Source organism: Sulfurimonas sp. (genome assembly GCF_028694605.1).
Taxonomy (GTDB): Bacteria; Campylobacterota; Campylobacteria; order Campylobacterales; family Sulfurimonadaceae; genus Sulfurimonas.
Genome location: NZ_JAQVKP010000013.1, coordinates 30,109 through 54,661, shown reverse-complemented (window position 1 = coordinate 54,661; position 24,553 = coordinate 30,109). Strand labels below are relative to the sequence as shown.

Annotated in this window: 19 protein-coding genes; 7 read left to right on the top strand and 12 right to left on the bottom strand. The window is 39.9% G+C overall.

Annotated elements, in window-relative coordinates; all coding sequences use genetic code 11:
* The first annotated feature begins 32 nt into the window (after nucleotides 1-32).
* The 5 genes from ribH to recG all read left to right on the top strand — a co-directional run bounded on the left by ribH (nucleotide 33) and on the right by recG (nucleotide 5,373).
* Nucleotides 33-497 (top strand): 6,7-dimethyl-8-ribityllumazine synthase, encoded by a 465-nt coding sequence (gene ribH / locus PHY84_RS08950; protein ID WP_299859041.1) that lies wholly within the window; start codon nucleotides 33-35, stop codon nucleotides 495-497.
* Nucleotides 497-895 carry a transcription antitermination factor NusB gene (gene nusB / locus PHY84_RS08945; protein ID WP_299859040.1) on the top strand — a complete coding sequence of 133 codons (399 nt, stop codon included), beginning with the start codon at nucleotides 497-499 and terminating at the stop codon, nucleotides 893-895. The genes ribH and nusB overlap by 1 nt, the downstream gene beginning before the upstream one ends.
* Nucleotides 896-1,945, top strand: a complete 1,050-nt coding sequence (locus PHY84_RS08940) for a dehypoxanthine futalosine cyclase (RefSeq protein ID WP_299859039.1) — start codon at nucleotides 896-898, stop codon at nucleotides 1,943-1,945.
* Between the two features lie 47 nt (nucleotides 1,946-1,992).
* Nucleotides 1,993-3,231, top strand: a complete 1,239-nt coding sequence (locus tag PHY84_RS08935; protein ID WP_299859038.1) for a pitrilysin family protein — start codon at nucleotides 1,993-1,995, stop codon at nucleotides 3,229-3,231.
* Nucleotides 3,232-3,582: 351 nt separating this feature from the next.
* Nucleotides 3,583-5,373 (top strand): ATP-dependent DNA helicase RecG, encoded by a 1,791-nt coding sequence (recG, locus tag PHY84_RS08930; protein ID WP_299859037.1) that lies wholly within the window; start codon nucleotides 3,583-3,585, stop codon nucleotides 5,371-5,373.
* Between the two features lie 117 nt (nucleotides 5,374-5,490).
* On the opposite strand, the gene raiA is transcribed toward recG, so the two are convergent.
* The 6 genes from raiA to fliW form a co-directional block, all read right to left on the bottom strand.
* Nucleotides 5,491-6,033 (bottom strand): ribosome-associated translation inhibitor RaiA, encoded by a 543-nt coding sequence (raiA, locus tag PHY84_RS08925; protein ID WP_299859036.1) that lies wholly within the window; start codon nucleotides 6,031-6,033, stop codon nucleotides 5,491-5,493.
* Between the two features lie 97 nt (nucleotides 6,034-6,130).
* Complete coding sequence (locus PHY84_RS08920; RefSeq protein WP_299859035.1) at nucleotides 6,131-6,583, bottom strand: hypothetical protein; 453 nt, start codon at nucleotides 6,581-6,583, stop codon at nucleotides 6,131-6,133.
* Nucleotides 6,559-7,476 (bottom strand): type II secretion system protein, encoded by a 918-nt coding sequence (locus PHY84_RS08915; protein WP_299859034.1) that lies wholly within the window; start codon nucleotides 7,474-7,476, stop codon nucleotides 6,559-6,561. Before PHY84_RS08915 ends, PHY84_RS08920 begins: the two co-directional genes overlap by 25 nt.
* Complete coding sequence (locus PHY84_RS08910; protein WP_299859033.1) at nucleotides 7,476-8,090, bottom strand: type II secretion system protein; 615 nt, start codon at nucleotides 8,088-8,090, stop codon at nucleotides 7,476-7,478. The genes PHY84_RS08915 and PHY84_RS08910 overlap by 1 nt, the downstream gene beginning before the upstream one ends.
* The gene (locus PHY84_RS08905; protein WP_299859032.1) at nucleotides 8,084-12,733 is read right to left on the bottom strand and encodes an Ig domain-containing protein; all 4,650 of its coding nucleotides are present in this window, start codon (nucleotides 12,731-12,733) and stop codon (nucleotides 8,084-8,086) included. Before PHY84_RS08905 ends, PHY84_RS08910 begins: the two co-directional genes overlap by 7 nt.
* A gap of 226 nt (nucleotides 12,734-12,959) precedes the next feature.
* Nucleotides 12,960-13,340 (bottom strand): flagellar assembly protein FliW, encoded by a 381-nt coding sequence (fliW, locus tag PHY84_RS08900; protein WP_299859031.1) that lies wholly within the window; start codon nucleotides 13,338-13,340, stop codon nucleotides 12,960-12,962.
* 121 nt (nucleotides 13,341-13,461) lie between these two features.
* On the opposite strand from fliW, the gene bamD reads away from it, so the two are divergent.
* Nucleotides 13,462-14,388 (top strand): outer membrane protein assembly factor BamD, encoded by a 927-nt coding sequence (bamD, locus tag PHY84_RS08895; RefSeq protein ID WP_299859030.1) that lies wholly within the window; start codon nucleotides 13,462-13,464, stop codon nucleotides 14,386-14,388.
* A gap of 2 nt (nucleotides 14,389-14,390) precedes the next feature.
* Nucleotides 14,391-16,802 carry an endopeptidase La gene (lon, locus tag PHY84_RS08890; protein ID WP_299859029.1) on the top strand — a complete coding sequence of 804 codons (2,412 nt, stop codon included), beginning with the start codon at nucleotides 14,391-14,393 and terminating at the stop codon, nucleotides 16,800-16,802.
* Here lon and PHY84_RS08885 read toward each other — a convergent pair.
* From PHY84_RS08885 to PHY84_RS08860, 6 genes are all read right to left on the bottom strand, one after another.
* Complete coding sequence (locus tag PHY84_RS08885; protein WP_299859028.1) at nucleotides 16,799-17,173, bottom strand: response regulator; 375 nt, start codon at nucleotides 17,171-17,173, stop codon at nucleotides 16,799-16,801. The two genes, lon and PHY84_RS08885, sit on opposite strands and share 4 nt — an antisense overlap.
* A gap of 9 nt (nucleotides 17,174-17,182) precedes the next feature.
* Nucleotides 17,183-20,386, bottom strand: coding sequence for a nitrate- and nitrite sensing domain-containing protein (locus tag PHY84_RS08880; protein ID WP_299859027.1), 3,204 nt, complete (start codon nucleotides 20,384-20,386; stop codon nucleotides 17,183-17,185).
* Nucleotides 20,386-21,903 (bottom strand): Hpt domain-containing protein, encoded by a 1,518-nt coding sequence (locus PHY84_RS08875; protein ID WP_299859026.1) that lies wholly within the window; start codon nucleotides 21,901-21,903, stop codon nucleotides 20,386-20,388. The genes PHY84_RS08880 and PHY84_RS08875 overlap by 1 nt, the downstream gene beginning before the upstream one ends.
* Nucleotides 21,904-21,915: 12 nt before the next feature.
* Nucleotides 21,916-22,323 carry a PAS domain S-box protein gene (locus PHY84_RS08870; protein WP_299859025.1) on the bottom strand — a complete coding sequence of 136 codons (408 nt, stop codon included), beginning with the start codon at nucleotides 22,321-22,323 and terminating at the stop codon, nucleotides 21,916-21,918.
* A 69-nt stretch (nucleotides 22,324-22,392) separates the two neighbouring features.
* Nucleotides 22,393-24,195 carry an excinuclease ABC subunit UvrC gene (gene uvrC, locus PHY84_RS08865; RefSeq protein WP_299859024.1) on the bottom strand — a complete coding sequence of 601 codons (1,803 nt, stop codon included), beginning with the start codon at nucleotides 24,193-24,195 and terminating at the stop codon, nucleotides 22,393-22,395.
* The gene (locus PHY84_RS08860) at nucleotides 24,185-24,550 is read right to left on the bottom strand and encodes a hypothetical protein (RefSeq protein ID WP_299859023.1); all 366 of its coding nucleotides are present in this window, start codon (nucleotides 24,548-24,550) and stop codon (nucleotides 24,185-24,187) included. Before PHY84_RS08860 ends, uvrC begins: the two co-directional genes overlap by 11 nt.
* Between the last annotated feature and the right edge of the window lie 3 nt (nucleotides 24,551-24,553).

The following is a 24,553-nucleotide window of genomic DNA, read 5'->3' as shown; positions in this document are numbered from 1 at the left end:
CAAAATACAAAACTATAAAAAAGGAAAAAAAGATGAATCTAATCGAAGGCAAATTAAGAGTAGTAAACGGCAAAAAAGTTGCTATAGTGAGTACAAGATGGAACCATTTTGTTGTGGATAGACTTGTAGAGGGTGCAAAGGACGCATTTGCAAGACACGGTGGAGACGATGTAGATTTGACACATGTGTTGGCTCCGGGTGCGTTTGAGCTTCCGATGGTAATAGATCAGTTGCTCTCAAGCGGCAAGTATGATGCGGTATGCGCTTTGGGTGCCGTTATAAGAGGTTCTACTCCGCATTTTGACTATGTTTCGGCTGAGGCTACAAAAGGAATCGCAACTGTTAGTTTAAAGTATAAAAAACCTGTCTCTTTTGGGCTTTTAACGACTGACACTATCGAGCAGGCAATCGAGAGAGCAGGAACAAAAGCAGGCAACAAAGGGTTTGAAGCGATGACGGTAGTAATCGAACTTTTAGATCTTTACGAGAATCTGTAATGGCGACAAGACATCAAGCAAGAATGGCAGTTGTAAGCCTGCTTTACGCATTTGACTTAGGCAATGGAAACATTGCAGAGCATACGGATGAGATTTTAGAAGAGAAAAAGATTCGTAACAAACAAAAAGATTTCGCACTCACTCTTTACGAGGGCGTTATGCAAAATATAAAAGTTGTCGATGAAGCTATCGTCAAACACTTAAAAGAGTGGGATTTTGAGAGGCTGGGAGCCATCGAGAGAGCAACCCTTAGACTTGCTACTTATGAGATACTTTACGGTGAACTTGATTCGGCGGTGGTTATAAACGAAGCGGTTGAAATCACAAAAGCATTTGGCACTGAACAGTCTCCAAAGTTTATAAACGGTGTGCTTGACGCAATCTCTAAAGATAAGTAAATGAAACGATTAACAAAAGAAGAGGCTCTTCATCTCATAAAGCATGCGGATCTAAAAGAGCTTGGACGCATGGCAACGGCTCGTAAAAAAGAGCTTCATCCTGATGGTGTTACTACATTTGTGGTGGATAGAAACATCAACTACACTAACATCTGCTGGGTGGATTGCAAGTTTTGTGCATTTTACAGACACGAAAAAGATGCAGATGCTTATGTGCTTACATTTGATGAGATTGATGCAAAGATAGACGAACTCCTTGAAATTGGCGGAACGCAGATACTTTTTCAAGGCGGAGTTCATCCAAAGCTAAAGATCGAGTGGTATGAAGATTTAGTTGAGCATATCCATACAAAGTACCCGACCATAACTATTCACGGATTTTCTTCTATCGAGATAGATTTTATCGCAAAAGTCTCTCACATAAGTGTTGAAGAGGTTCTGACAAGACTTCACGCAAAGGGTTTGGCTTCTATCCCGGGGGCGGGTGCGGAGATACTATCTGATAAAGTGCGTGATATTATCGCACCGAGAAAGATAGACAGTGAAGTATGGATTGATGTTCATCGCAAAGCGCATAAACTCGGCATTATGTCAACGGCTACGATGATGTATGGGACTATTGAGAGCGATGAGGATATCGTAGATCATTTTGAGATGGTGCGTAAACTTCAAGATGAGACGCTCGGTTTTAGAGCTTTTATCATGTGGAGTTTTCAGAGCGAAAATACCGAACTTTTACGCCTCTTCCCCGATATGGAAAAACCATCATCCAACCGCTACTTAAGACTTCTTGCCGTTGCTAGACTATATCTTGACAATGTGCCGAATATCCAAAGTTCGTGGGTGACGCAGGGTCCTTACATCGGACAGATGGCTTTGATGTTTGGAGCAAACGATTTAGGCTCAACCATGATGGAAGAAAATGTTGTAAGTTCTGCCGGTGCGGCATATAAAATGGCGAAGAGTGAGATGGTGCACCTCATAAAAGATATAGGTGAGATTCCTGCCGTGCGCAATACTGCTTATGAGATTTTAGAGAAATTTGCATAGTAATGAAAAAGATACTTACAACACTACTTATTTTAGGAAATATACTAATGGCAGCAACGATTGATGAGATAAAAACAAAAGATGTAAACGTTCCGCTTATTTTTGAACAAGACAAAAGATTGCCCATCGTCACTATGCAGTTTATCTTCAAAAACAGCGGCAGTGTAGCAGATACAACCAAAGCCGGTCTTGCAAAACTGAGTGCAAAAGTACTCAACGAGGGTACAAAAACATTAGGTTCAAGTGCATTTGCAGAGGCGTTAGAGAACAAGGCGATTCATATCTCTGCTTCTATAGGCAAAGAGACTTTGGTTTTGGAGCTTGGATGTCTTAAAGAGGAGTTGGATGAGGGGCTTGGCTATTTTGAGATGCTTCTAAAAGATCCAAACTTTACAAAAGATGTTCTTGAGAAGGTAAAAACAACCACGCTCGGCTCTTTGGCAAACAAAGAGAGTGATTTTGACTATATTGCTTCGAATGAATTAAATGCTATTTTATTTGAAGGCAGTGTACTTGCAAATCCTTCTTCAGGAACGACTCAGAGCGTAAAAAGCATAGAACTTAAGGATGTGGAAGCATTTATAAAGGCAAATCTTGTCTCTTCAAAACTTATCGTTGCTTTTGGCGGTGATGCTGAGGTTGATGAGGTAAAGCACAAAGTGGCAAAAATACTCAAGTCTATTCCTATTGGAGAAGACGGTGAAGTAAAACGCTATGAAGTTACAAGTGAACCCAAAGAAAAAACCGTCCAAAAAGAGACGCAACAAGCGTATGTTTACTTTGGTTCGCCGTACAATGTAACCATCGGTTCTGAGGATTACTATAAGGCAAAAGTTGCCACTTTTATATTAGGCTCAGGTGGTTTTGGCTCAAGACTTATGGAAGAAGTGCGCGTTAAAAGAGGATTGGCGTACTCTGCATACGCAAGAATGGATGTTACAAAATCAAGCAGTTGCCTCAGCGGACATCTCCAAACAAAGCTAGAATCTCTTGAAGAGGCAAAAAAAACAGTCAAAGAAGTTATGGCAGAGTTTGTAAAAAAAGGCGTAAAAAAAGAGGAGCTTGAGCAGACCAAAAAGTTTTTGCTTGGAAGTGAGCCTTTAAGGGTGGAGACCATGAGCCAACGCCTCAATAGAACCTTTATGGAGTACTATAACGGACATAAACTTGGCTATGCACAAGAGGAGCTAGAGCGCATTAAAAATCTCAAGCTTGAGGAACTAAACGAGTTTATACAAGCGCACAAAGAGATTTTAGATATGAGTTTTGCGATAGTCACGAAGTAAATTATATGTCAATTTGTCATATTTTTTAAAAAGTTTTTTGATTTTTCATATAATGTTGCTGTCGCCACCTAAAAAGGTGGGACAAAAATTACCAATAGGAGGCTAAGATGAAATATCTTAACTATACCCTGAGGGTTCTAACTATCACTTACATCATAGTTAAACTCTTCAAGGAGTTGAGTTAGAGGTTCGCCCCTCTAGCTCTCCTTTGGTAATTATAGCAAAAAAAGGGAAAATTATGGAAAATTTAGCAGATACACTCCTTACTCTTATCATCGTTGTTATGGTTTTTATGGTTGGCAATCTTCACTCAAGAGTGAAAAAACTAGAAGATAGTTTAGGCAAATAGTTATGAAACTCTCAAAAGAGCAAGAGCAAAAGTTTCAAAAGCTTGGTGTTGGCAGCTACTGTGAACTTGCTCTTTTTATCCCCTCCTCTTATGAAGATTTGAGACTTTTTGACAAACTTCGTCCACACACCATGCAGCTCATAGATGCAACGGTAGAGAGTGTTTATAAAGCCCCAAATTCTCTTCAAGTTACATTTTTTGCCCACAATTTCGGACATAGTATCACAGGCGTACTTTTTCGCCCAAAGCCATACATGCTGCATCAGTTTAGAGTCGGTGAGAGGGACTGTTACTACGGTATGATAGAGTGTAAGAGCGGTCAATGCACCATAAATATGCCCAAAAAAGTAACAAATATCGGAGCTATAACGCCAAAGTACAAATCGCCTCTAAGAAGCGATGTTATGCTCCGCCTTATCCAAACACTGCTTACCAAAGAAAACCTGCTTGAAGAGGGGTTGAGGGAGGAGGCGGCGGAGACGCTTTTAGCTCTTCATTTTCCAACATCAAAAGTACCGGAACTCAAAAATCTCGACCAAAAAATCGTAAATGCACTTAAATATACAGAACTGTTTTTCTATATGAAGCAGTTGGCAAAAACAAGAAGATATTTTGATGCACACTCATCTTCGCGGCGTTGCTATAAGGAGTGGGCTAAAGGTCTGCCTTTTGTGTTGAGTGACGAACAGTCCAAAGCCATAGATGACATAAAAACCGACTTTGCCAAAGACGTTGCAGCTAGGCGTATGATAGTCGGCGATGTGGGAAGCGGCAAGACGATGGTTATCCTTGCTTCTGCTTTTATGATGCACCATGAACGCTCTATTCTTATGGCTCCCACGACCATTTTGGCGCAACAGCTCTTTGAAGAGGCGAAAAAATATCTGCCATCACTTAAAATCGTACTTGTTACCAACAAAACAAAAGCGATAGATTTGAATGCGTACGACTTTCTCATAGGTACGCACGCTCTGCTTTACAGGGAACTCCCACATGCCTCTCTTGTGATGGTGGATGAGCAGCATAGATTTGGAACAGCGCAGAGAAATCTGCTGGAGAAGTTGGTAAGCAGCGGCGAGAAAAAACCCCACTTCCTGCAGTTCTCCGCTACTCCCATCCCAAGAACACAGGCTATGATTGAGACGGCACACATAGATGTTTCACTTATTACAACAACACCTTTTAAAAAAGACATAACAAGTAGCGTAATACGAAAAGATGATTTTAAAGATTTGCTAGAGCATATAAAAAGCGAGATAAATAGCGGTAATCAAGTTTTGCTAGTTTATCCGCTAGTAGAGCAAAGCGAAGTTTTAGAGTATCAAAGTATTGATGAAGCAAGAGGATTTTGGGAAAAGAGATTTGGCAATGTTTTCGTTACACATGGAAAAGATAAGGAAAAAGAGGAAGTTTTGCTGGAGTTTGCTAAAGGAGGAGATATTCTAATAGCTACAACCGTTGTCGAAGTCGGAATATCTTTGCCTAAACTTAGCACGGTTGTAGTCGTTGGTGCAGAGAGACTAGGACTCTCCACTCTGCATCAACTCCGTGGGCGTGTCAGCCGTACAGGACTCAAAGGCTACTGTTTTTTATACACTAACCAAACTAGATCTGAGCGTCTTGATATGTTTGTCCAAACAAAGAGCGGATTTGACATCGCAAATCTTGATTTGAAATTTAGAAAAAGCGGTGATTTGCTAAAAGGACACAACCAAAGCGGAAGCGAGTTCAAATGGATTGATTTGGCGGAAGACGAGGAGATAGTCAAAGAGGTGAAGAAGGATTTGAAATAACCGTAATCAAAAATATTTATGTTTTTTTATTCATACTTTGGTTTTGGTTTCCAACTCCACTGTGTTGAGCATCAGGGGCTGATTACCCCTGATGAGTCGCTATTACTTTTTCAGCTTTTAGTAAAGCCCAAACTTCCCGTCATTTCTTTTATAAAGAACACGAGTTTTCCCGTCGTTGTCTATGAAGATTTCAAAGAGCTTTTTGTTCTCTTTTAGGTCGTTTAGGACATCTTCCACTTCTCTTGGCTTGTATAGTTCGAGTGCGACCGGGACTATCTCATCTTCCATTGCTTCGCTTAGTTCGTGAAGATTGATGCTTTCATTTGCTTGGCTTTTTGCGTCATTGATACCGTCTTTATGATGCCCATTGTCTTTGTCATGCATACGGCGCATAGCCTTTTGCGCTCTTGAAGTTGCTAAATCTATGGCTGCATAGAGGTCTTGATCGCCTTGTTCTATGACGATAGAGTTTTTATGTGCAAGGTTGATAACAAACTCTACTCTTGAATGCTCCTTACCCTTTTTGGTCTGTGCTGAAGCAATGATGCTTACCGAGATGATGTCCATATTGTATTTGCTAAGTGTTTCGATGGAGGCTTGCATATGTGCTTTGATAGCATCTGTAAGTTCTATGTGGCGCCCGGTTAGTGATATATTCATGAGAAATCCTTTAGTGTAGGTGACTAACAAATCCTTTCATGCTGTGAAAGTATGAAAGAGAATTATTATAGCACTAAATGGTTTATGTTTTTAAAATTTAGAGTTTTTGGATGGTTCTTCTGAAATAGCGGATTGGTTCGGTTGATAAGCTTGTGTCATTTAAACTCACGGTAACATCCATTAAAACAGAGCCGTTTTGCTCTTGAGTTTGTATGTTGTTTATGTACTCGGTACAGCCGCCAACATCACTTGTAAATATATATTGCATAGTAACATTTACATCAAAAGTATCTAGTGTTGTGTTGAATGTGTTTGGACACCCGTTTTGTGCAATGCTTAAAAGCGCCAACTCTGCTCCGCTTTTTGCATGAAGAGCAGCTTGCTCATAGAGATACAAATCCACCGTTCTTTTTGTTGTCTCAGTTGTAAGCGAGAGCGAGAGTGCCATAATGGTTGAGATGATTACTATGACAATTATTGCCGTTATCATAGCAAATCCCGAACGCTTTTTATGAGGATTTGTTCTTAAAATACTGTTTTTTCTTTGCATAATGAATAATCCTCCATCAAATCAGAATTTACACATACTTGTATCTTCACAATCGAACCTGCGGCTCTAAATCTAAAGGTACTTACATTGTCCATTAGTTTTACAGCTGTTCCGTGCTGTAAATAGTTTTCACCCTTCCACGGCTGATAATCATAGTAGAGCATTAGAGTACCTGTTTTTGTGCCTGCATTATAATCTCTTATTCCAACCGCATAGGCTGTCCAAGCAAGTTGATAGTATTCATAAACATTAACGCCCGTTAGGTTGTTGTCATTACCATTATCACCTCTAACCGGAATAAAAAGATTTTCTTCCCCAGCAACGGTACTTCTTCTTATTGGGTGCATCACTCCATTTTGAGTGTTGATTGCGCTTAAGTTGCCATCCCACCCATACCCGGTTCTGATATCGCTGTCAGAACCAACAAAGTAGAGTGCAGCATCATTAATTGTCGTAGCACCAGGAGACAAGGCACCAACAAGGGTATTTAATGTTGCTGTGTCGGTAGCTGGAGAGACAAGCGTGGTTGCAGTTGAGGGATCTAAATCTATGATTCCGCTCCAAAGAGGTGTTGTTGCAGCACTTCCCCTAAGACCGTCTGCGTCATAACCAACCCACTCTAATATCGGAGCCGTAAAATCAGTATTGCCGGCAAGGGCTTGAAAACTATCATCTGTTTGTCTTGCAATAACAGAGTCCTTTATGCGGTACTGGAGCCTTGAGGCTACAGACTCAACAGCTGCCGTACTTTGAGACTGGAGCTCATTGTTTACCTTTGAGAAGATGAAGCTATTGTATGCCTGAAATAGCAGCTCAATACCATACTTTGACAAAATCCCCATGATAACTATAACAAAGATAAGCTCTATAAGTGTAAAAGCAGATTTACGCATCAAAATCTCCTCTTGTAGTAGTCTATCTCGCCGATATTTGCACTCTGGATTCTAAGTCTAGTGAGTAGTGTTGCCCCGTCATCTTGATAGATTGAAGCAGTGAGTACTTTTATATTGTTATCTGCTCCGGGCGCAATGGTTACTTGGCTTTGATACTCTTGTTTATATCCTGAAGCCTCCGCAGCACTTGTATCAAACAGGTCACCTATGGCGGCATTAACTGCATTATTTACGCTAAGTCCGGCAACATAGCCAGTGTTATTTTCTACACCCGTTGCATTGCTATCTAAGCATCTTCTATGATACGGCTGATTTATATGCCCAGGTCTCAATCTATCTGCATTGCACGCACCATCCACTTCAATAACTCGCTCCAACCTACTAAGGGCAGCGTCTTGCATAGAGTTATTGTCCCAATAGTATGAGCTTGCACCCATCAATTCAGCAGAAGCGGCAAATATAGCCTCTTGCACTATGTTGTCTTCCACACTCCTAGCCGTGGTTTGAATCATTATAGGAATAGACATAACGACTATCGATATAACTACGATGGCAAATATAAGCTCTATAAGCGTAAACGCAAATCTGCCAAGAGCGGTTTTTCTTCCTACCACATGATTCTCCTATTTGTTGTTACCCCTGGAGTTTTTGTAGTAGTGTTGGTCTCATGCTCACCGCTCCAGCCGCCTTGAGTGTCAAACTCAACTTGAAACTCATTTCTCGTAGCTGTCGGGTCGCTTTCGTTGTAAATCAACCAAGGAGAAGCTTCGTTTTGCATTGTCGTTTTGTATGGGTAGCCTTTAGTACCATTATAGTTCAAAGTAGTAACAGAAGGGTTGCCGACAGGGTTGTCTGTTGCTGTTACAATATCAGCGGCAGTGTTAGCCCCACCTATTTGCAGTACTATCCCAACGTTTCCGTCATCTGCTATATCATGCCCTTCATTCCAAAACCATCTCGTATCGTCAATTCTTCTTGAATTAAGACCGCTTGGCAAAAAGTTTTTATTACATACATTTCCGCCTTGGTTTCCAAAACAAAAAGATTCAAAGTAGATATTTGCAGGTTTGTTGTTGCACTTAATGTCAACGGTAGGGCAGTCGCTATACCTCTGTCTTGAAGCATGTGTGCGACCATAAACAAATGTAACTGTAGAGTTTGTGGTTAGGTTCGCATCTGGGGTATGGTTTGAGTTTCCATGAGCAACAGAAGAACAGTTTGCAGCACTTTGGCAACCCGCCTGAAGATTTTGTAGCCCCAAAGTTATTGGGTTGACCGCCACATTTGTATTTCTTCCAAAGTTTATAGATAAGTTAGCATCTAAAAGCCCATTCCTATTTTTCAAGAATGCATCTTGAGGTATGGTTACAATAGGAAAAGATGTTGCGGTTATTGGATTTGCAACAGTAGCATTAGTGTCTCTCCATATAAGCGGAGCGGTTGTATTTAACTCTTGCAAACGGTAAACCAATGGCGACATAGTAGTGTTAACATCTGCTGGAAATGTAAGATTTACATCAATGTTTACAGGCTCTGCATAACAGTTGGCAACAAAGTTACTCAAGCTAGCATTATCATCACCCTCCGCTATTATTTGACCTGAGTAGCGAAGAGACATTCTTTCATCATCCGTTGAACCGTTGATATCGTTGATGTAGAGCCAAGCAGATGGATTGTTTATGGCTGAATTTGTATGATTAAGACCTGTAGTCATACTAATTCCGGAGACATCAAAGTGATCAGGTCTGAAAGTTAAGTTGTAGTCATTGTATTGTGCAGTCGGAGAGCTTAGTTTTGTGTGGTTTGAAGATATTTGACAACCAACCATGTTGTCATAGTAGTTTCCACCTGAGACATAAAGAGGCACTGCACTTCCGTTTGCACAGTCATTTCCTGCAATCCAATTTATATTGTTGTCATGATGTAGCATTGGAGCTTGGTCAACGAAAGTCCATAGAGAATCTCTCATTTTAAGCTCATATCTACCAACATTTGAATGAGTTCTGTCTTGAGCGATAATTCTTCCATTAGCAAAGTAAAAATCTAAAATAGGAGTTGTTGTATCATTGCACCCAGTAACTACCCGTCCGTTTGGTTCCCATGATAATGATACATTTCTGTCTGTGGTCGAACTGTTAAACCAAACAGAGTATCCCGGCGTAAAAGAGCCATCGCTATGATTGGTTGCGTTTACATCAAACCTATAAAGATAACCGGCTGCTATGTTGGCATCAGAAGAGAGTGAAGCTGAATTTAGCGGGTCTGTAATTTTTATGTTAAAACCTTCCGGTTTTATAGAGAAGTTGTCACGAGAGCAAACGCTTTTTGTCTTGAGACCATATATACACTCCATGCAAGTTCTAACTTCCGAAGGTGTCATCCCAGACTCATAAGAAACACCATTATCTCCGCAATATTGGGGAATCATATCTTGACTATTAGGGTTATTATCCATGTCAACGGCACATACGCCACCGCCATATGATGGGAAATTTGAAAGATGATAGTGCGGACCGTTAGCTCCATCAAGTCTATCAAAAATAATGCTTCCATTGTCATCTGCAAGATTATAACTCACTCTATATGCCACATTCTCTCTTACTTGTCCAAAAAAGTCGTCAAGTGTTACGCCTTCATTTAAGCCGGTATTGAAGTTTGCCGAAGTAAGTGTAGCGGCTGTTACATTCTGGTCAACATCTCCAAGTTCAAGCCAAGCTCTTGGAGTAAAAGCGCTGTTTGGATCATCACAAGACGACTCTGTATCAAGATATCCGCTAACATCAATAAGCTCTACGGCAACCATACCGCTAATGCCTTTAACTCTGTCAAGCTGAGTTGGATCAAACGAAACAACTTTGATGTCCACAGGGCGACCGGCAACCTGAGTCGGAAGGTTATATATAACATTGGTTGCTCCCTCTAAAGGAGCCCCCGGGTTTAGTCCGCTATCCACAACATTAAATATCCATTCAACGGGATTATAGACAGTCGGTGTGGGCACACATCTTTCTATATGCTCATCTAATTTTAGATTTGGCATAGAATACGTTACATTGTCAAGGGTATAGTCGTAAGAGACATACATATTTAGAGGGACATCAATCTGCCCAGATACAAGAGGATTTAGTTTAAAAGCCGCAAAAACAGACTCGTTATAGCCTAAAACTGCTGTTGAAGTAATCCAGTTAAACTTCAAATCTGATGTAGTATTCATCAATATGTCACCTGCTGCTACATCGACATAATAATATGATTCAGGCAGTGTTTTTTTTAGCTCCAACTGAGCATCTGTATAAAACTGCAATTGGTTGGTGCTGTCCATTTCATCAATAAATAGAGTTAAATTTTTTGCTTCTGAGCCAGACTCTCTGTTTCTAAACATGATTTGCGCACTAAGCGGCTCATTGTTTAGTAAGTATCCATGTATATGCGCTGTTGGGGATGCGTCATGAGGAAAAAAACGATTGTTTTGTGAAAATGCATAGTCATAGCATATATCCGGAGCATAAAGGTCTGTTGAAAAAATAGCAACTGATGGCATAAAAGTGTCACCTGTAGTCGTAAACTTCATCCATGCCGTACGCTCCTCGTTTCCTATCAGACCTAGTCCGCCACCTGCCGTTCCCACATTGTAGGTATGTATGTCTATACCGCTGTTGTTTGTTAAATTTGGGGAACGAGTTCCACTTACATCTATCCTAGAATTAAAAGTACCAAGCTCTGTATAGTTAACTTGGCTACCGCCTTTCATCCAGTATTTGTCGCCTACAATATTTGCATCACCTTCTCCGGTGAATGCATACACTTTAGAATTGACAAGAGCCGGAGCTTTTGGGGTATAAAAACCGGTTACGCTTATCTCTACTATCTCATTTGGATCTGCGAAGTCGTCATTATCTAAGTCTGCTACGACCTTGTAGCCATCAAAAATCGTCACGTCTTTAAGCTGTGCAACTGGATCTGAGTCTTCATAGATAACGGCGAGCACCCACGCACCATATGCTCCAAGTCCGTCACTCGGATTTTTGTTATCAGTCTCCCCCGTTTCTGTATAGAAGTTGCTTATATAATAAGTTCCTGCTCCGCTATTTTTTACAAACTCAGTTACATCTGCTCCAGCGGAGTAAATTTTTACATAATTGTTTGATGTTGTTTCGGCAAAATCGCCAAAATCGGCAGATATAGATGTAAAGGCACCGCTGCTTCCTTGTCTAATTGAGATAGTTTTTGCATCTGTTTTTTGTGTGCTGCTCCAAGCAGTCGAAGAAGAGGTTGCACTCAAGCGCCCTTGCCAGTATAGTCTTGCATATCTAACCGTGGCATTAGCCGGAAGCACCAGTGTCGAGTAGGAGTTTGTTGCCATTTGCAGATTCGTATAGTTGTTATATGTTCCAGTCGGTTCAATACATTCTCCGGACATGTTTTTTTCACACAAAACAGTGTTGCCAATAACAACGACATCTCCGCGCAATTTTAGATTTTTGCGAAGAGAGAAATCTCTTCCGCCCGTCGAGTCGGCAGGTGCGGCAGAAACTGTGATAGTAAAGCTGTCCGAGTTTGAGTCTCCATCATTGTCTGTTGCAACTACACTTAGGGTTGTTGATGCCGTTACCGCCATTGGGGTACCGCTTAAAATACCGGTTGTGCTATTAAAACTTAAACCTGTAGGAAGAGTTCCGGTTAGCGAATACGAGGTAATGGCATCCCCATTTGTAGGTGTGACATACGAAGCGATACTTAAAGAGAGTGGAGTACCAACTGTAGCTGCCTGGTTTGGGATATCTCCTATGATAGGAGGTGTTTGCGCCGCCACTGTGAATGTTATCGGAAGGCTATAATTTGTAGTGGCGTTGTTTTTCTCTCGTTTAATACGGATATAAACTGTAGTTGAAGAGGTAATGTTAATAGCCGCCGGAGATGAGTAGCTCGTCCCATTGTTGAGAACTTGATTGCCGCCACAAGATTGAGTGGAAATGTATAAATCAGTGTTATATGTGGAAGTATAACCTGTTATAGCGAGTGTTCCATCTGTACCAGGCGTAAAGTAGTAGTAATCGTTATCGTCATCTGTCCCAAATCCATCATAGAGAGAACCTGTCTCAGTATGACTTGTTGTTGCGCTTACACCATGCAGCTCACTTATTTGTTCCCCATTACAGCTACCATTTGAGTTATTATCTGCCAATCCATAAGTAGCAAGCAGTATTAAAACCCCAAAGATACTAAACATCTTTCTCATAAACTCAAAATTTTTCATCCTACTCTCCTTAAGGGGTGGCGCTATCTTTGTATCTCAAATATAACCGCTTCCATTTAAAAATCCCTCAACTTCCTCATAAAACCGAGAGGATTTACACGCTTTGTCTTTACATTATACTACCAGATGTGCTTAAAAAGTGCTGAATGAGTTTTCTTGTGAAGTTTGAGAAAATGGGTGTTTTGGTTTAGATTGCGCGAGGCAATCTAGAAAATAAAGAAGAAGTTTATTTTTTCAAATAAACGGAAATCTTCTCAGCAACGCCGTATTTTGTGGATTCTGAGAGGATTATTTGTGCGGCTTTTTGGGTGTCTGTGTTAAAAACCATCGGTCCTATAAAGTTAACAAGTGATTCCTCAATGGGGTTTTGGATAAGTAAGATGTTTAAAACTAAGATATTTGATTTTTCATCTACGCCGAGGAGTTCTTGTGTCCTATTTGGAATCTCAAAATCGTACTCTCTGAGGGCAAAAGGGTTGATAAGCGTGAAAGAGATATTTGAATCCTCTGCTGAAATCATCCTCATAAAGTTGTCGTCAATCTTTTCAAGCGATATCTGCTTGACGCCTTCAAAGCCTAAAATAGGTGCACAAATATCAAATTTCATCAAAACTCCTCTTCTTTTTTGTCAATTGTAACACTTAAAGCATAAAATATACCTAGTTTAATGCGCGTTATACATCTTTTGGATAGAATAACACCTTATCTATGAATTAGGATTTTATATAATGGCATTGAAAAACTACGCACTTACGGTTATTGCGGCACTTGTACTGCTTTTTACCAGTTGCTCCAAAGATACCGTTGAAGAGTATAACAAACCGGCAGCATACTGGTACTCAAAAATAGTTCAGCAGGTCTCTAAGGGTGACTTGGAAAAAGCGGATACTTACTATAGCTCACTTCAAGGGGAACATATCGGTTCACCTCTGCTTCCCGAGGCAACAATGATTCTTGCTTTGGCACATATGCAACACGAAGAGTATCTCCTGAGTGAACATTTTTTGGATGAGTATATCAAGCGTTACGCAACGCCAAACGAGAAAGAGGATGCGGAGTTTTTAAAGATTAAAGCCAAGTACAAAGCTCTTCCGCATCCAAGACGCGATCAGGTGCTTATAGATGAGGCTATAACGCAAGGTGAGGCGTTTAAGCAAAACTATCCTAACTCTATGTATTATGAAGTCGTTAACACAATGCTTGTGCGTCTTTACCTTGCACAATTTGTTTTAAACGAGGAGATATCAGACCTCTATGATAGACTTGACAAGCCAAGAAGTGCACAGTTTTACAGAGATGTAAATCCTCAGTATTGGATTGTATCAGAAGAACTTGACAGGGCAAAAATACCTTGGTATAGAGCGTGGTTTGAGGGAGACGGCAAAGAGAGCTGGTATGGTTTTATGGTGCCCGATACGCAAAGTGTCGTATCAAGAAACTCTATCAAAGCGCAGGATGATAATGAGTCGGTCGTGATAAAATCAGTGGTAATTAAAAAAGAGAAGAGTACGCAAAAGAACTCTAACTGGTATGATTTTTTAAATCCGTTTGCAAACAAAAAAGAAGCCAAACCAAAAACAAAAGAAGAGAGCGGCTCAAGTTGGTATGATTTTTTAAATCCATTCTCTTCTAGTGCCGCAAAGGGAGAAAAGTAGTTATGAAGCTAAGTGATTATAGTAATTTTCCCGCAAATATACCTGTTATTGCAGAAGATGAAATTTTCTTATATCCTTTTATGATTGCGCCGCTTTTTTTAAGTGATGAGAGCAACATAAAAGCAGCTGCAAAAGCCATTGAAGAGGGTTCTTTGGTGATTGTGTGTCCTACAAAACCATCTCATGAGGGAGAGAGAAGCTATGAAGCGCTTTATGATGCAGGTGTTGTAGGCTCTGTTATGCGTAAAGTGGCACTTCCGGATGGAAGAGTAAAAGTTCTTTTTCAAGGTCTTGCACGCGCAAAAACTTACGCAAAGGTAAGCGAAAATCCGCTTATTGCAACGGTTAACATCATAGAAGCAACTAGTGTCAACTCCATAAAGATTGATGCGATTTTGGAGATACTGCGTGAAAAAGTGAGAAAGCTTGCTGCCGTAAGCAACTATTTTCCACCTGATTTGCTTCGTACCATAGAGGAGAACCACGACCATAACCGCATCATTGATCTTATCTGCTCCACTGTTAAGCTCAAAAAAGAGCAGGCGTATGCACTCTTTGTTGAGTCAAATACGGAAAAGAGATTTTTAGAGCTTATAGAGCATATCATTGATGAGATAGAGGCAAACAAACTCCAAAAAGAGATTCGCTCCAAGGTGCATACGCACATAGAAAAGGTAAACAAAGAGTACTTTTTAAAAGAGCAGCTCAAACAGATTCAAAAAGAGCTTGGAAGCGATACTTCAAGAGAAGAGGAGCTTGAAGAGTATAGAAAAAAACTTGAAGCAAAAAAAGAGAAGATGAGTGCAGAGGCGTACAAGGAAGTGAGCAAACAAATAGAGCGCTACTCCCGCATGCATCCCGACTCATCCGATGCTTCTATGACGCAGACATATCTTGACTGGGCATTAGAGATTCCATTTGGAGATGAGAGCAAAAAAGAGCTAAAAATAAGTGAAGTGGAAGCACAGCTTAACAAAGACCATTTTTCGCTTGAGAAACCAAAAGAGAGAATCGCAGAGTTTTTTGCCGTCAAAGAGCTAATGGAGCTGCGAGGCATCAAAAACAATTCCGGTGCGATTTTATGTTTTTGGGGACCTCCGGGGGTGGGCAAAACATCGCTTGCCAACTCTATAGCCGAAGCGCTTAAGCGCCCCCTTGTTCGTGTAGCGCTTGGAGGATTAGAAGATGTCAATGAGCTGCGGGGACATAGAAGAACTTATGTGGGCGCTATGCCTGGACGCATTGTGCAGGGGCTTATCAGTGCTAAAAAGATGAATCCCGTGGTTGTGCTAGATGAGATTGACAAAGTGGCAAGAAGTGGGCGTGGTGACCCAACCGCTGCACTTTTGGAGATACTTGACCCTGAGCAAAACAGTGAGTTTCGGGACTACTATCTCAACTTTAACATTGACCTCTCTAAAGTTATCTTTATAGCAACAGCAAATGATGTAGGCAATATCCCCGCACCTTTGCGCGATAGAATGGAGTTTATCGGTATCAGCTCCTACACGCCGCAAGAGAAGTATGAGATAGCTTTAAGATATCTTCTGCCGCAAGAGCTTAAAAAGCATGGCTTAAAAAAATCAGAAGTTACTATCTCAAAAGTTGCACTCAAAGAGCTTATCCATAGCTATACACGTGAAGCAGGTGTGCGTAACCTTCGCCGCCGCATCGCTAACATGGCAAGAAAAGTTGCACGTGAGATTTTAGAGCATCCTGAGGTATCAAAAATCTCTCTAACGGTAAAAAATCTCAAAGACTATTTTGATAAAACAGTTTTTGAGATAGAAAAAACAGACAAAATTCCCGTGGTTGGGGTTGTGAATGGTTTGGCATGGACCGCTGTCGGCGGTGATGTACTCAAAATTGAGAGTATTCGCATAAAGGGCAAAGGAAGTATGCAGCTAACCGGAAGTTTGGGCGATGTGATGAAAGAGTCGGCGCATATAGCTTATAGTGTTGTCAAAACGCTTATCGATACGAAAAAGCTTAAAATTGATACGAAAAATCTCCCGCTTTCGCCAAAAGAGATAGAAGATAAGGCGAAAGTTGATATAAGCGAGGTTTATAAGCGCTATGATTTGCATATTCATGTACCAGACGGTGCAACACCAAAAGATGGTCCTAGTGCAGGTATCGCCCTTGTAAGTGTTATTGCATCAATATTGAGCGGTAGAAAAGTGCGTTCAGAAATCGCTATGACCGGAGAGGTGTCACTGAGTGGTGATGTACTGCCAATCGGAGGTTTAAGAGAGAAGCTTATAGCAGCACATAAGGCGGAGATGAGTAAAGTACTTATCCCGATAAAAAATTATGAGAGAGACTTGGAAGATATCCCGGATGAAGTTAAAGAGTCTTTAGAAATCATTCCGGTAAGCAGAATCGAAGAGGTTATAAGTCACATTCTTGTCTAAACAAGAAGTGACTCTATCTTTTCGTTAAGTTCAGTGCTTCTGATGGGCTTCATCAAGAAGCTGTTTGCCCCAAGTTCAAGAGCTTCTGTCTTTTTTGTTTCATCAGTTGTAAGAACTATAATCGGAGTTTGCTTGATGTTCTCATCCAAACGCACAACTCTAAGAACTTCCAAGCCATTCATAATAGGCATGATGATATCCAACAGAACAAGGTCGATGTCGTTTCTTGATTTGATAAAGCCGATTGCATCAGCTCCATTTTTCGCTTCAATTACCTCTTTAACATTTGGGTTTTTTGTAAGCATTGATTTTAAAAGCTTTAAATTTATCAAATCATCATCGACTGCAAGTATAGTAAGCTCTTTTGACATTTAGTTTCCTTATTTGGCATGTTTTTCAAAAATGGATTTTAGCATATCTCTAGTAACAACGTTGTCTATAATCTCATCCACTTTTTCTATATACTGAGTGCTGTTTTTCTGCACCGAATCATCTACTAGCACGATATGTGACTTAAGACCGTTGGAGGCACTGAGATGTCTTATTGTTGCTGCGGTTGCGTCAACGTCAAGATTGTTGTACTCTTTATCAAAGAGAACTACTTTGTAAGAGTAGTTGCTGATAAGTTCTTGAAAGTCAACGAGTGAAGATGCAACCTCGTACGTTAAGCCATCCACAGACTCAATTACTTTTGTATAAAGTTTTGTTTCAAAGCTGCTTTTCTTCGCTATAAGCACATCGGCTCTATATTCCGTTGCTGTCGTATGGTGCTGTGCAGCTTCATTAATTTTTTCTATTAGAGTCTCTTCTATGCTTGTTTCGTGTAAAGTTTTATCATTCGGAGTAGCTATTAAATCATCTGCTTCAACGATAAAGTCAGAAAGGAACAAGTTAAGCACGGAGATAATTTCTGTTCGCACAAGAGGTTTTGTCGTATATTCATCAAGTCCGGCGGCTAAAAATCTCTCTCTATCCCCTTTAAGTGCATTTGCTGTAAGTGCGACAATAGGAGTGTGAGGCTGTCTGTAGTCTTGCTCCCACTCTAAAATCTCTGCAGTAGCTTCCACCCCGTCTAAAAATGGCATTTGTATATCCATGAAGATAAGATCAAACTTTCCATCTTTTCTCTTTTGAAACGCATCAAGACCATTGTTTGCTATGGTTACGCTAAGTCCTAAATCCTCTAATGTTCTTTGGATAAGTTTTTGGTTGATAACATTATCCTCTGCTACCAGTACATTCGCAACAAACTTTGATTTGTTAAGGTCAAATTTCTTGCGAGCTCTTTTTTTGGCAACTTGTATTACAGCATATGATGCAATATAGTTTTCAAGCGCCTGTTTGATTTTAGAGGCGTGGATAGGTTCATAAAGTATCTTAAAGATATCCAGTCCGAGGGAATCTATCCGCTTCATAAGATTTGATTTTGTTAGAACGATGAGACGCTGTGGAAGCTTTGAGAATTCACGTAATGTCTCTTCATTTGTATAGTCATAATCGACAAAGAGAAGATTGTAAGTTGTATCTTGAGAGAGAAGGTTTATTTTAGATATATCTGTAAATGTTGTGTGCGCAACTCCATAATAGTCAAGATATTCTCTTAGGTACTTGTCTTGTTTTTTAATTTTGTAGGAATCGCTCAAAATAAGCGCTTTTAACGTATTAAAATTACCCTGTGAGCTCTCACTTAGTGTCTCCACTTCATCAAAATCAAGCACAAAGAAGAAAGTCGTACCTTCGCCTACCGTACTCTCAAGGTCGAGCTTGCCACCCATCAGCTCAACAAAATTACTAGATATTGTAAGTCCAAGACCGGTTCCGCCATATTTACGCGTAATGGAAGTGTCAGCCTGAGAAAATGCTTCAAAGATTTTGGATTTTTGTTCACTTGTTACGCCTATACCGCTATCTTGAATTTCAAACTTAACTCTTGTTTTGCCAGCTTTTTCTGATGCGAGTTTTCTGATACTGACGTTGATAGAACCGCCATTGTTTGTAAACTTAACCGCATTGGAGAGTAGGTTGATGATAACCTCTTTAAGTTTGGTTGGGTCGCCTTTGAGAGGAAACTCAAGACTTGGATCGATAAAGCATCCAAGATTAATATGTTTTTCGCTCGCACGGACAGCATAAACTTCAACTGCACTCTCAAATTCTAAGATAGGGTTAAATGCAATGTTTTCAATTTCAAGTTTGTTGCTCTCAATTTTTGAGAGGTCAAGGATGTTATTGATAATCTCAAGAAGATTTTCCGAACTTTTTTCGATGATATCGACAAACTCGCTCTGCTCTTCTTGAAGTCCTGAATCTTTGAGAAGTTCAGTAAATCCGACAATTCCATTAAGAGGTGTTCGAATCTCATGTGACATATTTGCCAAGAACATGGATTTTGCCTCACTTGCTTCTTGTGCAGAAATTTTATCTTTTTTAGTCTGCTCAATAATATCCTCAAGAAGTTGGTAGGCTAAGTTTGTACCTTCTGCCGTATGAAGGTTGATTTTTTTCCCTTTTGAGTCATAGTCACCTGTAACTGTTTCTAAAACGTGTTCAAGACTTTTGATGTTTTTTGCAATCTCGTTAGCTAGTATGTATCCCAAAACTGCAAGAATAATTGAAATAAACCACACCGTAAAAGTAACGATTAGAACTTGAAGCGATTCATCCTGTATTTTTTTTGATCGTTTGTTCATTATGCTTGAAAGCAAATCTTCTGCTTGAGCGATAATGTTGATTTTCTCAGAGAGCATTGTAAACCAGACTCCGGAGGTAATCTCATATTCACCACTTTTTGCAGCTGAGATAATGGCAGTTCTCTCATTGTTAATCTCTTCAAAAAGTTCTTGAGCTTCTTCGTTTTTGAAAATTTTGTCCAACTCTTTTATAAGCTCTTTGTCTTGAGCTTCTTTGTAGTTGATTGCATCAGCCCTACCGATAAGAGAAAGCCACTTGCTTAAATCCTCACCCTCAAGTACCGTCGAGTGAGAGAGGATATATGCCATGTGCGCTCTCTCTATCCCTGAAGCTTCTTTCGCATTTGCCATTGCAATATAAATAGAGTAGAGCCCACTTACCTCTTTATCTATCTGGTTTTCTGTAATTTGAGTAAGTTGCTTAATGAAAACTGACTGTGCCGCAATATAAGCGTCCATTAACTCCTTAGGTCCAATGCTGGCGACATCTACAAGCGGTCTTACGGCTCTTATCTTAGCAACGGTTGCGATGACGGTATCAACCTCACTCGTTGATTTGTTACTGCTTTTGGAATCTATATGGAACGTTTTGCTGCCTTGGGCAAACTGGAGAAAACTCTCCACTTTTTGATCAACAACTTTTCTCTGTTCCTGAAGTGATTTGAGGATATTTTCCGTCTTGTTTCCGAGATACATTGCGCTCATACCACGCTCACGAGCAACGTTATGAATAATTTCATTAAGCTTTCCGTTTTGCTCTAATCTGTTTTGGAGATGCTGCGCTGCGTTGAACCCTAAAAACGATGTATAAACATAATAACTCGTTATTGCAAAAAGTATGACAATAGGAAGAAGACTGATAAGTCTTAATCTGTTTTTTAGTCCCAGCTGCATTATTTACCTTCTGTTTTTGATATAAGTGTTAAAGTAGCGATTGTTTGTGCCACTAAATCTTTGATTTGCTCATCATCTTTGGCATTGATGATGCCCTCTAAATATGTATCGAACTCATGAATTCTCATATTGTCACTCATCCCTTTAATTTTGATAGCAGCACTTTTACTGCCGGACAAATCGCCTTTTTGTATTGCTTTGTCCATCTCTTTTATTATCTCGCTTGTTTCAGCAAGATAGTCTTCAAAAAGCTCATTAAAACTCTCTAAATCCAAGCCTATTTCATGGGCTATTTTCTTTTTGTCATAATGAATGACAACTTTAGGACTTTCATCTTTTTCAAGGGACTCTTCGTGTACCGATAAATCTACACTGTTTGCATCTTCAGAGAGTGTGGAAGAGCTGAAAAAATCATCATCCGCCAGCTCAGGGATTTCTATTGTATCAGGGACATCTGCATCGTTGATTTGATTTAACTGTGTTGTAAGCGGCTCATCTTTAAAAGATAAAATAAGAGTATCTGTCTCTGCTGTTTCAATTGGCGCTTTTTCAATGACAACATCAGAAGTTTCGTTTTTTGAGAGCTTATTGATAATTTTATAAAATCTGTCAAGGTTTGTTTTTATCTCATACTCGTCATGGGATGTGTTGATAATTTTCAGTGCATCAAGCGCATCTTCAATTCTAAGGTTTGCCGCAACCCCTTTTAGTTTGTGGGATTGGGATTTAAGAGCATCCATGTTTCCGTTGGCAAGAGAGCTGTAGAGATCATTTTTAAAGCTGTTTGCCTGAGCGATAAAGTCTTGGACGAACTCTTCTACCAAATCAAGCGGCAGTCCTAAATCATGTGATGCAACATTTGGGTCAAAAATATAGCTGTCAAAAGGGTTCTCTTCGGCAAGCGCTTGCTTTACTTCAGGCAACGGCTCTTTTCTGCTCTCTTGAGCAGGGAGTTCCGGCTTTAGAACAACGGGCGTTTCTGCCAGTAAATCATCTATTTCAATCTTAATGTTACGTGGTTTGTTTTGTATTTCAGGTGTCGGTTCATAGGTTGTGTCTTCATAAGAATCTTTGATGATATTTGGGCTAAGGCTCTCATAAACTGGCTCTTTTTTAAGTGGAGTTACATTTCGAGGTGTGACTTTTTGCATTGGTGCAGTAGCAATGATTTGTGCTTCTTGCGCACCGGAGAGCGGTCTGAGGTTTATAAGTTCGACGATGAAAGCTTTTTGCGCAGGATTGTCGGCAAGGTAGATTGTTTTTATAGCAATGTTTGCAGTAAATTTCTTGTCTCTTGCGCCGATAATCGCTTTTGCATCCATACCGCTGTCGTTACACGCTATATAGTCAATCCAGTGAACATGCTTGAAGTTATGGATATAACCTGGTGTTTTAGTAAAAAGATCCGCAAAATCTGCGGCTTCCGTACGCATATCTGCTATACTAGAGAATCCGATGGCTTTAAGGCTAGATTCGTCTATCCCTACAAACTCTTTTTTATGATTATAAATTAGCATTGGTGCCCTTTGTTAGCGATTATCGCTATTTTGTTGCAATTTTTCATTTTCTTGAATATTTTTTCTCGGAGAAGGTTTACTGACAGAGATGTACCCTGTCATCTGATCTTGTTTGTTGAAAATAGGGGCAATTTCAATATCTATCCAGTAGTAGAGTCCATCTTTGCGTAGATTTTTAAGCATACCGTTATAAACTTGCCCACTTTTTAAAGTGTTCCACATCTTCTCAAAAATAGACTCATGTGTATCGGGATGTTTTGTTATGTTGATGTTACTGCCTAGAAGTTCCCCTAGTGTATAGCCGGAGACTTCACAAAACTTTCTGTTGGCAAAAGTAATATTCCCACTCAAATCAGTCTGAACGATGGCTACTTTTCCCTCAAAAAGGTACTCCTCATTTTTTGGTACAACTTTACTCATGAAAACCTCTGTTTATTGTCAAAAATCACAAAATCCGCTAAATATAGCATTAATAGTTTAAAAAAAAACTTATAAGTAGCTATCTTTTATTATATTTGCATCTTTTATGTTTAAAACGCAACTTATCTCTTGGATGCTAGCTTCGCGGAGTGCTTCAAACGTCCCAAAATGATTGAGAAGTTTGATGATTTTGGCTTGTGATATCCCTTTGAGGGTGAGAAGTTTGCTTTCTTGATCATGTTTTAATTTTGTTTTTTTATGGAAATTGAGAGCGCATCTATGTGCTTCATCCCTTAGTTTTTGTACAAAATGAAGTCTCTTGTCGCTCTCTTGAAGTTTCAAAATGCTCTCTTTTGAGTGCAAGATATCTTTTGCCTTTCCCTTTGCACGGTGTGCCTTAGCATCAACTTTCTCTTTTGCGATGGCGATAACATCTAAAAAAAGTCCATGTGACTCTAGAATTTCAAGGGCAAGATGAAGCAGTGTTGCTCCGCCATCAAGTACCCACAAATCCGGCGGCGGATTTTTTTCAAAACCCTCACACCTCCTTGTGAGCATTTCACGCATTTGTCCATACTCATCCTTTGCGCTTAGATGATAGATGCGATAGCTTTTTTTATCAAATGCTCCGTTGGCATAGACTGCCATAGCGCCGACTGTTGCCATGCCTGACATATGTGAGTTGTCAAAAATCTCGATACGCTCCGGTGTCCTTTGAAATCCAAAAAGATTCTTTATTTCTTCTTCAATACCGTTCTTTTTGTATGCAAACTCTTTTTTTAGAAGTTCGGCTGCATTGAGCAGTGCTAAGTCGATAAGCTGTTTTTTCTTACCCGTTTTTGGAATGTGAACGGTAGCTTTTTTTTCAAAAAGAGCAGTGAGATGTTCTTGTAAAATCTCTTTGCCCTCAAAATCAGAGGCTACTAAAATAGGCGCAATGATAGGCGGTTTGCCGTGTGCATAAAATTCCATTAGAGCCCGAGAGTAGAGTTCATCGGCATCGCATCCCTCATGTAGTGCGATAGTGTCATGAGAGGAGGAGATGATTTTTCCATCACGCATAAAGATACGAACAACGGCAGCTTTTGCCTCTGTATGGGCTATGGCGAAAATATCGTAGTTTTCTTTGCTTGCAAAATCTATCTCGCTTTTTACCTCGGAACGGCTTATACGCTCGCATCTGTCACGAATCTCTTTTGCCTCTTCAAAACGCAAATTCTCTGCATAAAAGAGCATCTTTTCTTCAAGTTTTTTAAGGAGTGTTTTTTTATTTTGGATAAGTTCTGCGGCAAAATCAATCTCTTTTTGATAACGTTCTTGCGGGATTTCTAATTCACAAGGACCAAGGCATTTGCCTATCTGATGGTAGAGACAAAGTTTTTTTGATGCGAGAGAACCTTTTTTTTGTACAAGAGAGCAGAGTTCATAGACAGAGTCCAAGATATCGCGCGCTCCAACGGAGTAGGGACCGTAATACTTTATGGTTGAGGATTTGATAATCTTTCTTGTTATCTCAAAACGGGGATACTTTTGCCCATAATCGATGTAAATGTATGGGTAGGTTTTATCATCACGAAGCAAAATATTGTACTTTGGCACCAACTGCTTAATAAGAGAGTTTTCAAGAATAAGCGCATCGTGTTCAGAGTTGACAACGATATAGTTAAGTGAGACGGTTTGCGAAATCATCTTTGAGATTCTGCTTGAGAGATTTGGATTTACTCTTAGTTTGGGACTAAAGTAGAAGTAGCTTTTTACTCTTTTTGCTAAACTTTTTGCTTTTCCTACATATAAAAGCCGTCCGTTTATATCAAAGTATTGGTAAATTCCGGCGGAGTCGGGAAGCTGTTTTATGCTCTCTTCAAGTGTCATTGTTTTTTATCTCTTTGATGATTTTTTGGATGCTTAACGCAATTGCATGAAGTTTTTCATCTTCTATAGGTATCTCAAAATTGCCGTTTGAACGCTCTTTGTAAACCTCTTTTCTTAACTTTGGCTCTTGCGATGATTTTCTTGGCGTATGTGTAACAAAAGCTCTAATGTCGTTAAAAAGAGGTGTATCTTCTTCCATGCACTCCGGCGGCATGTAGAATTTTAAAGCGCTTTTAATAGTTTGTATATTATTATCAAACTCTTGTTTCCCAGCGGGGTGATTGAATACAAAAAAAAGTGTTTTGTTCTTGATATAGGTGAAGTTAATCATTTTCTGAACCGGCGGTGTAAACATAGA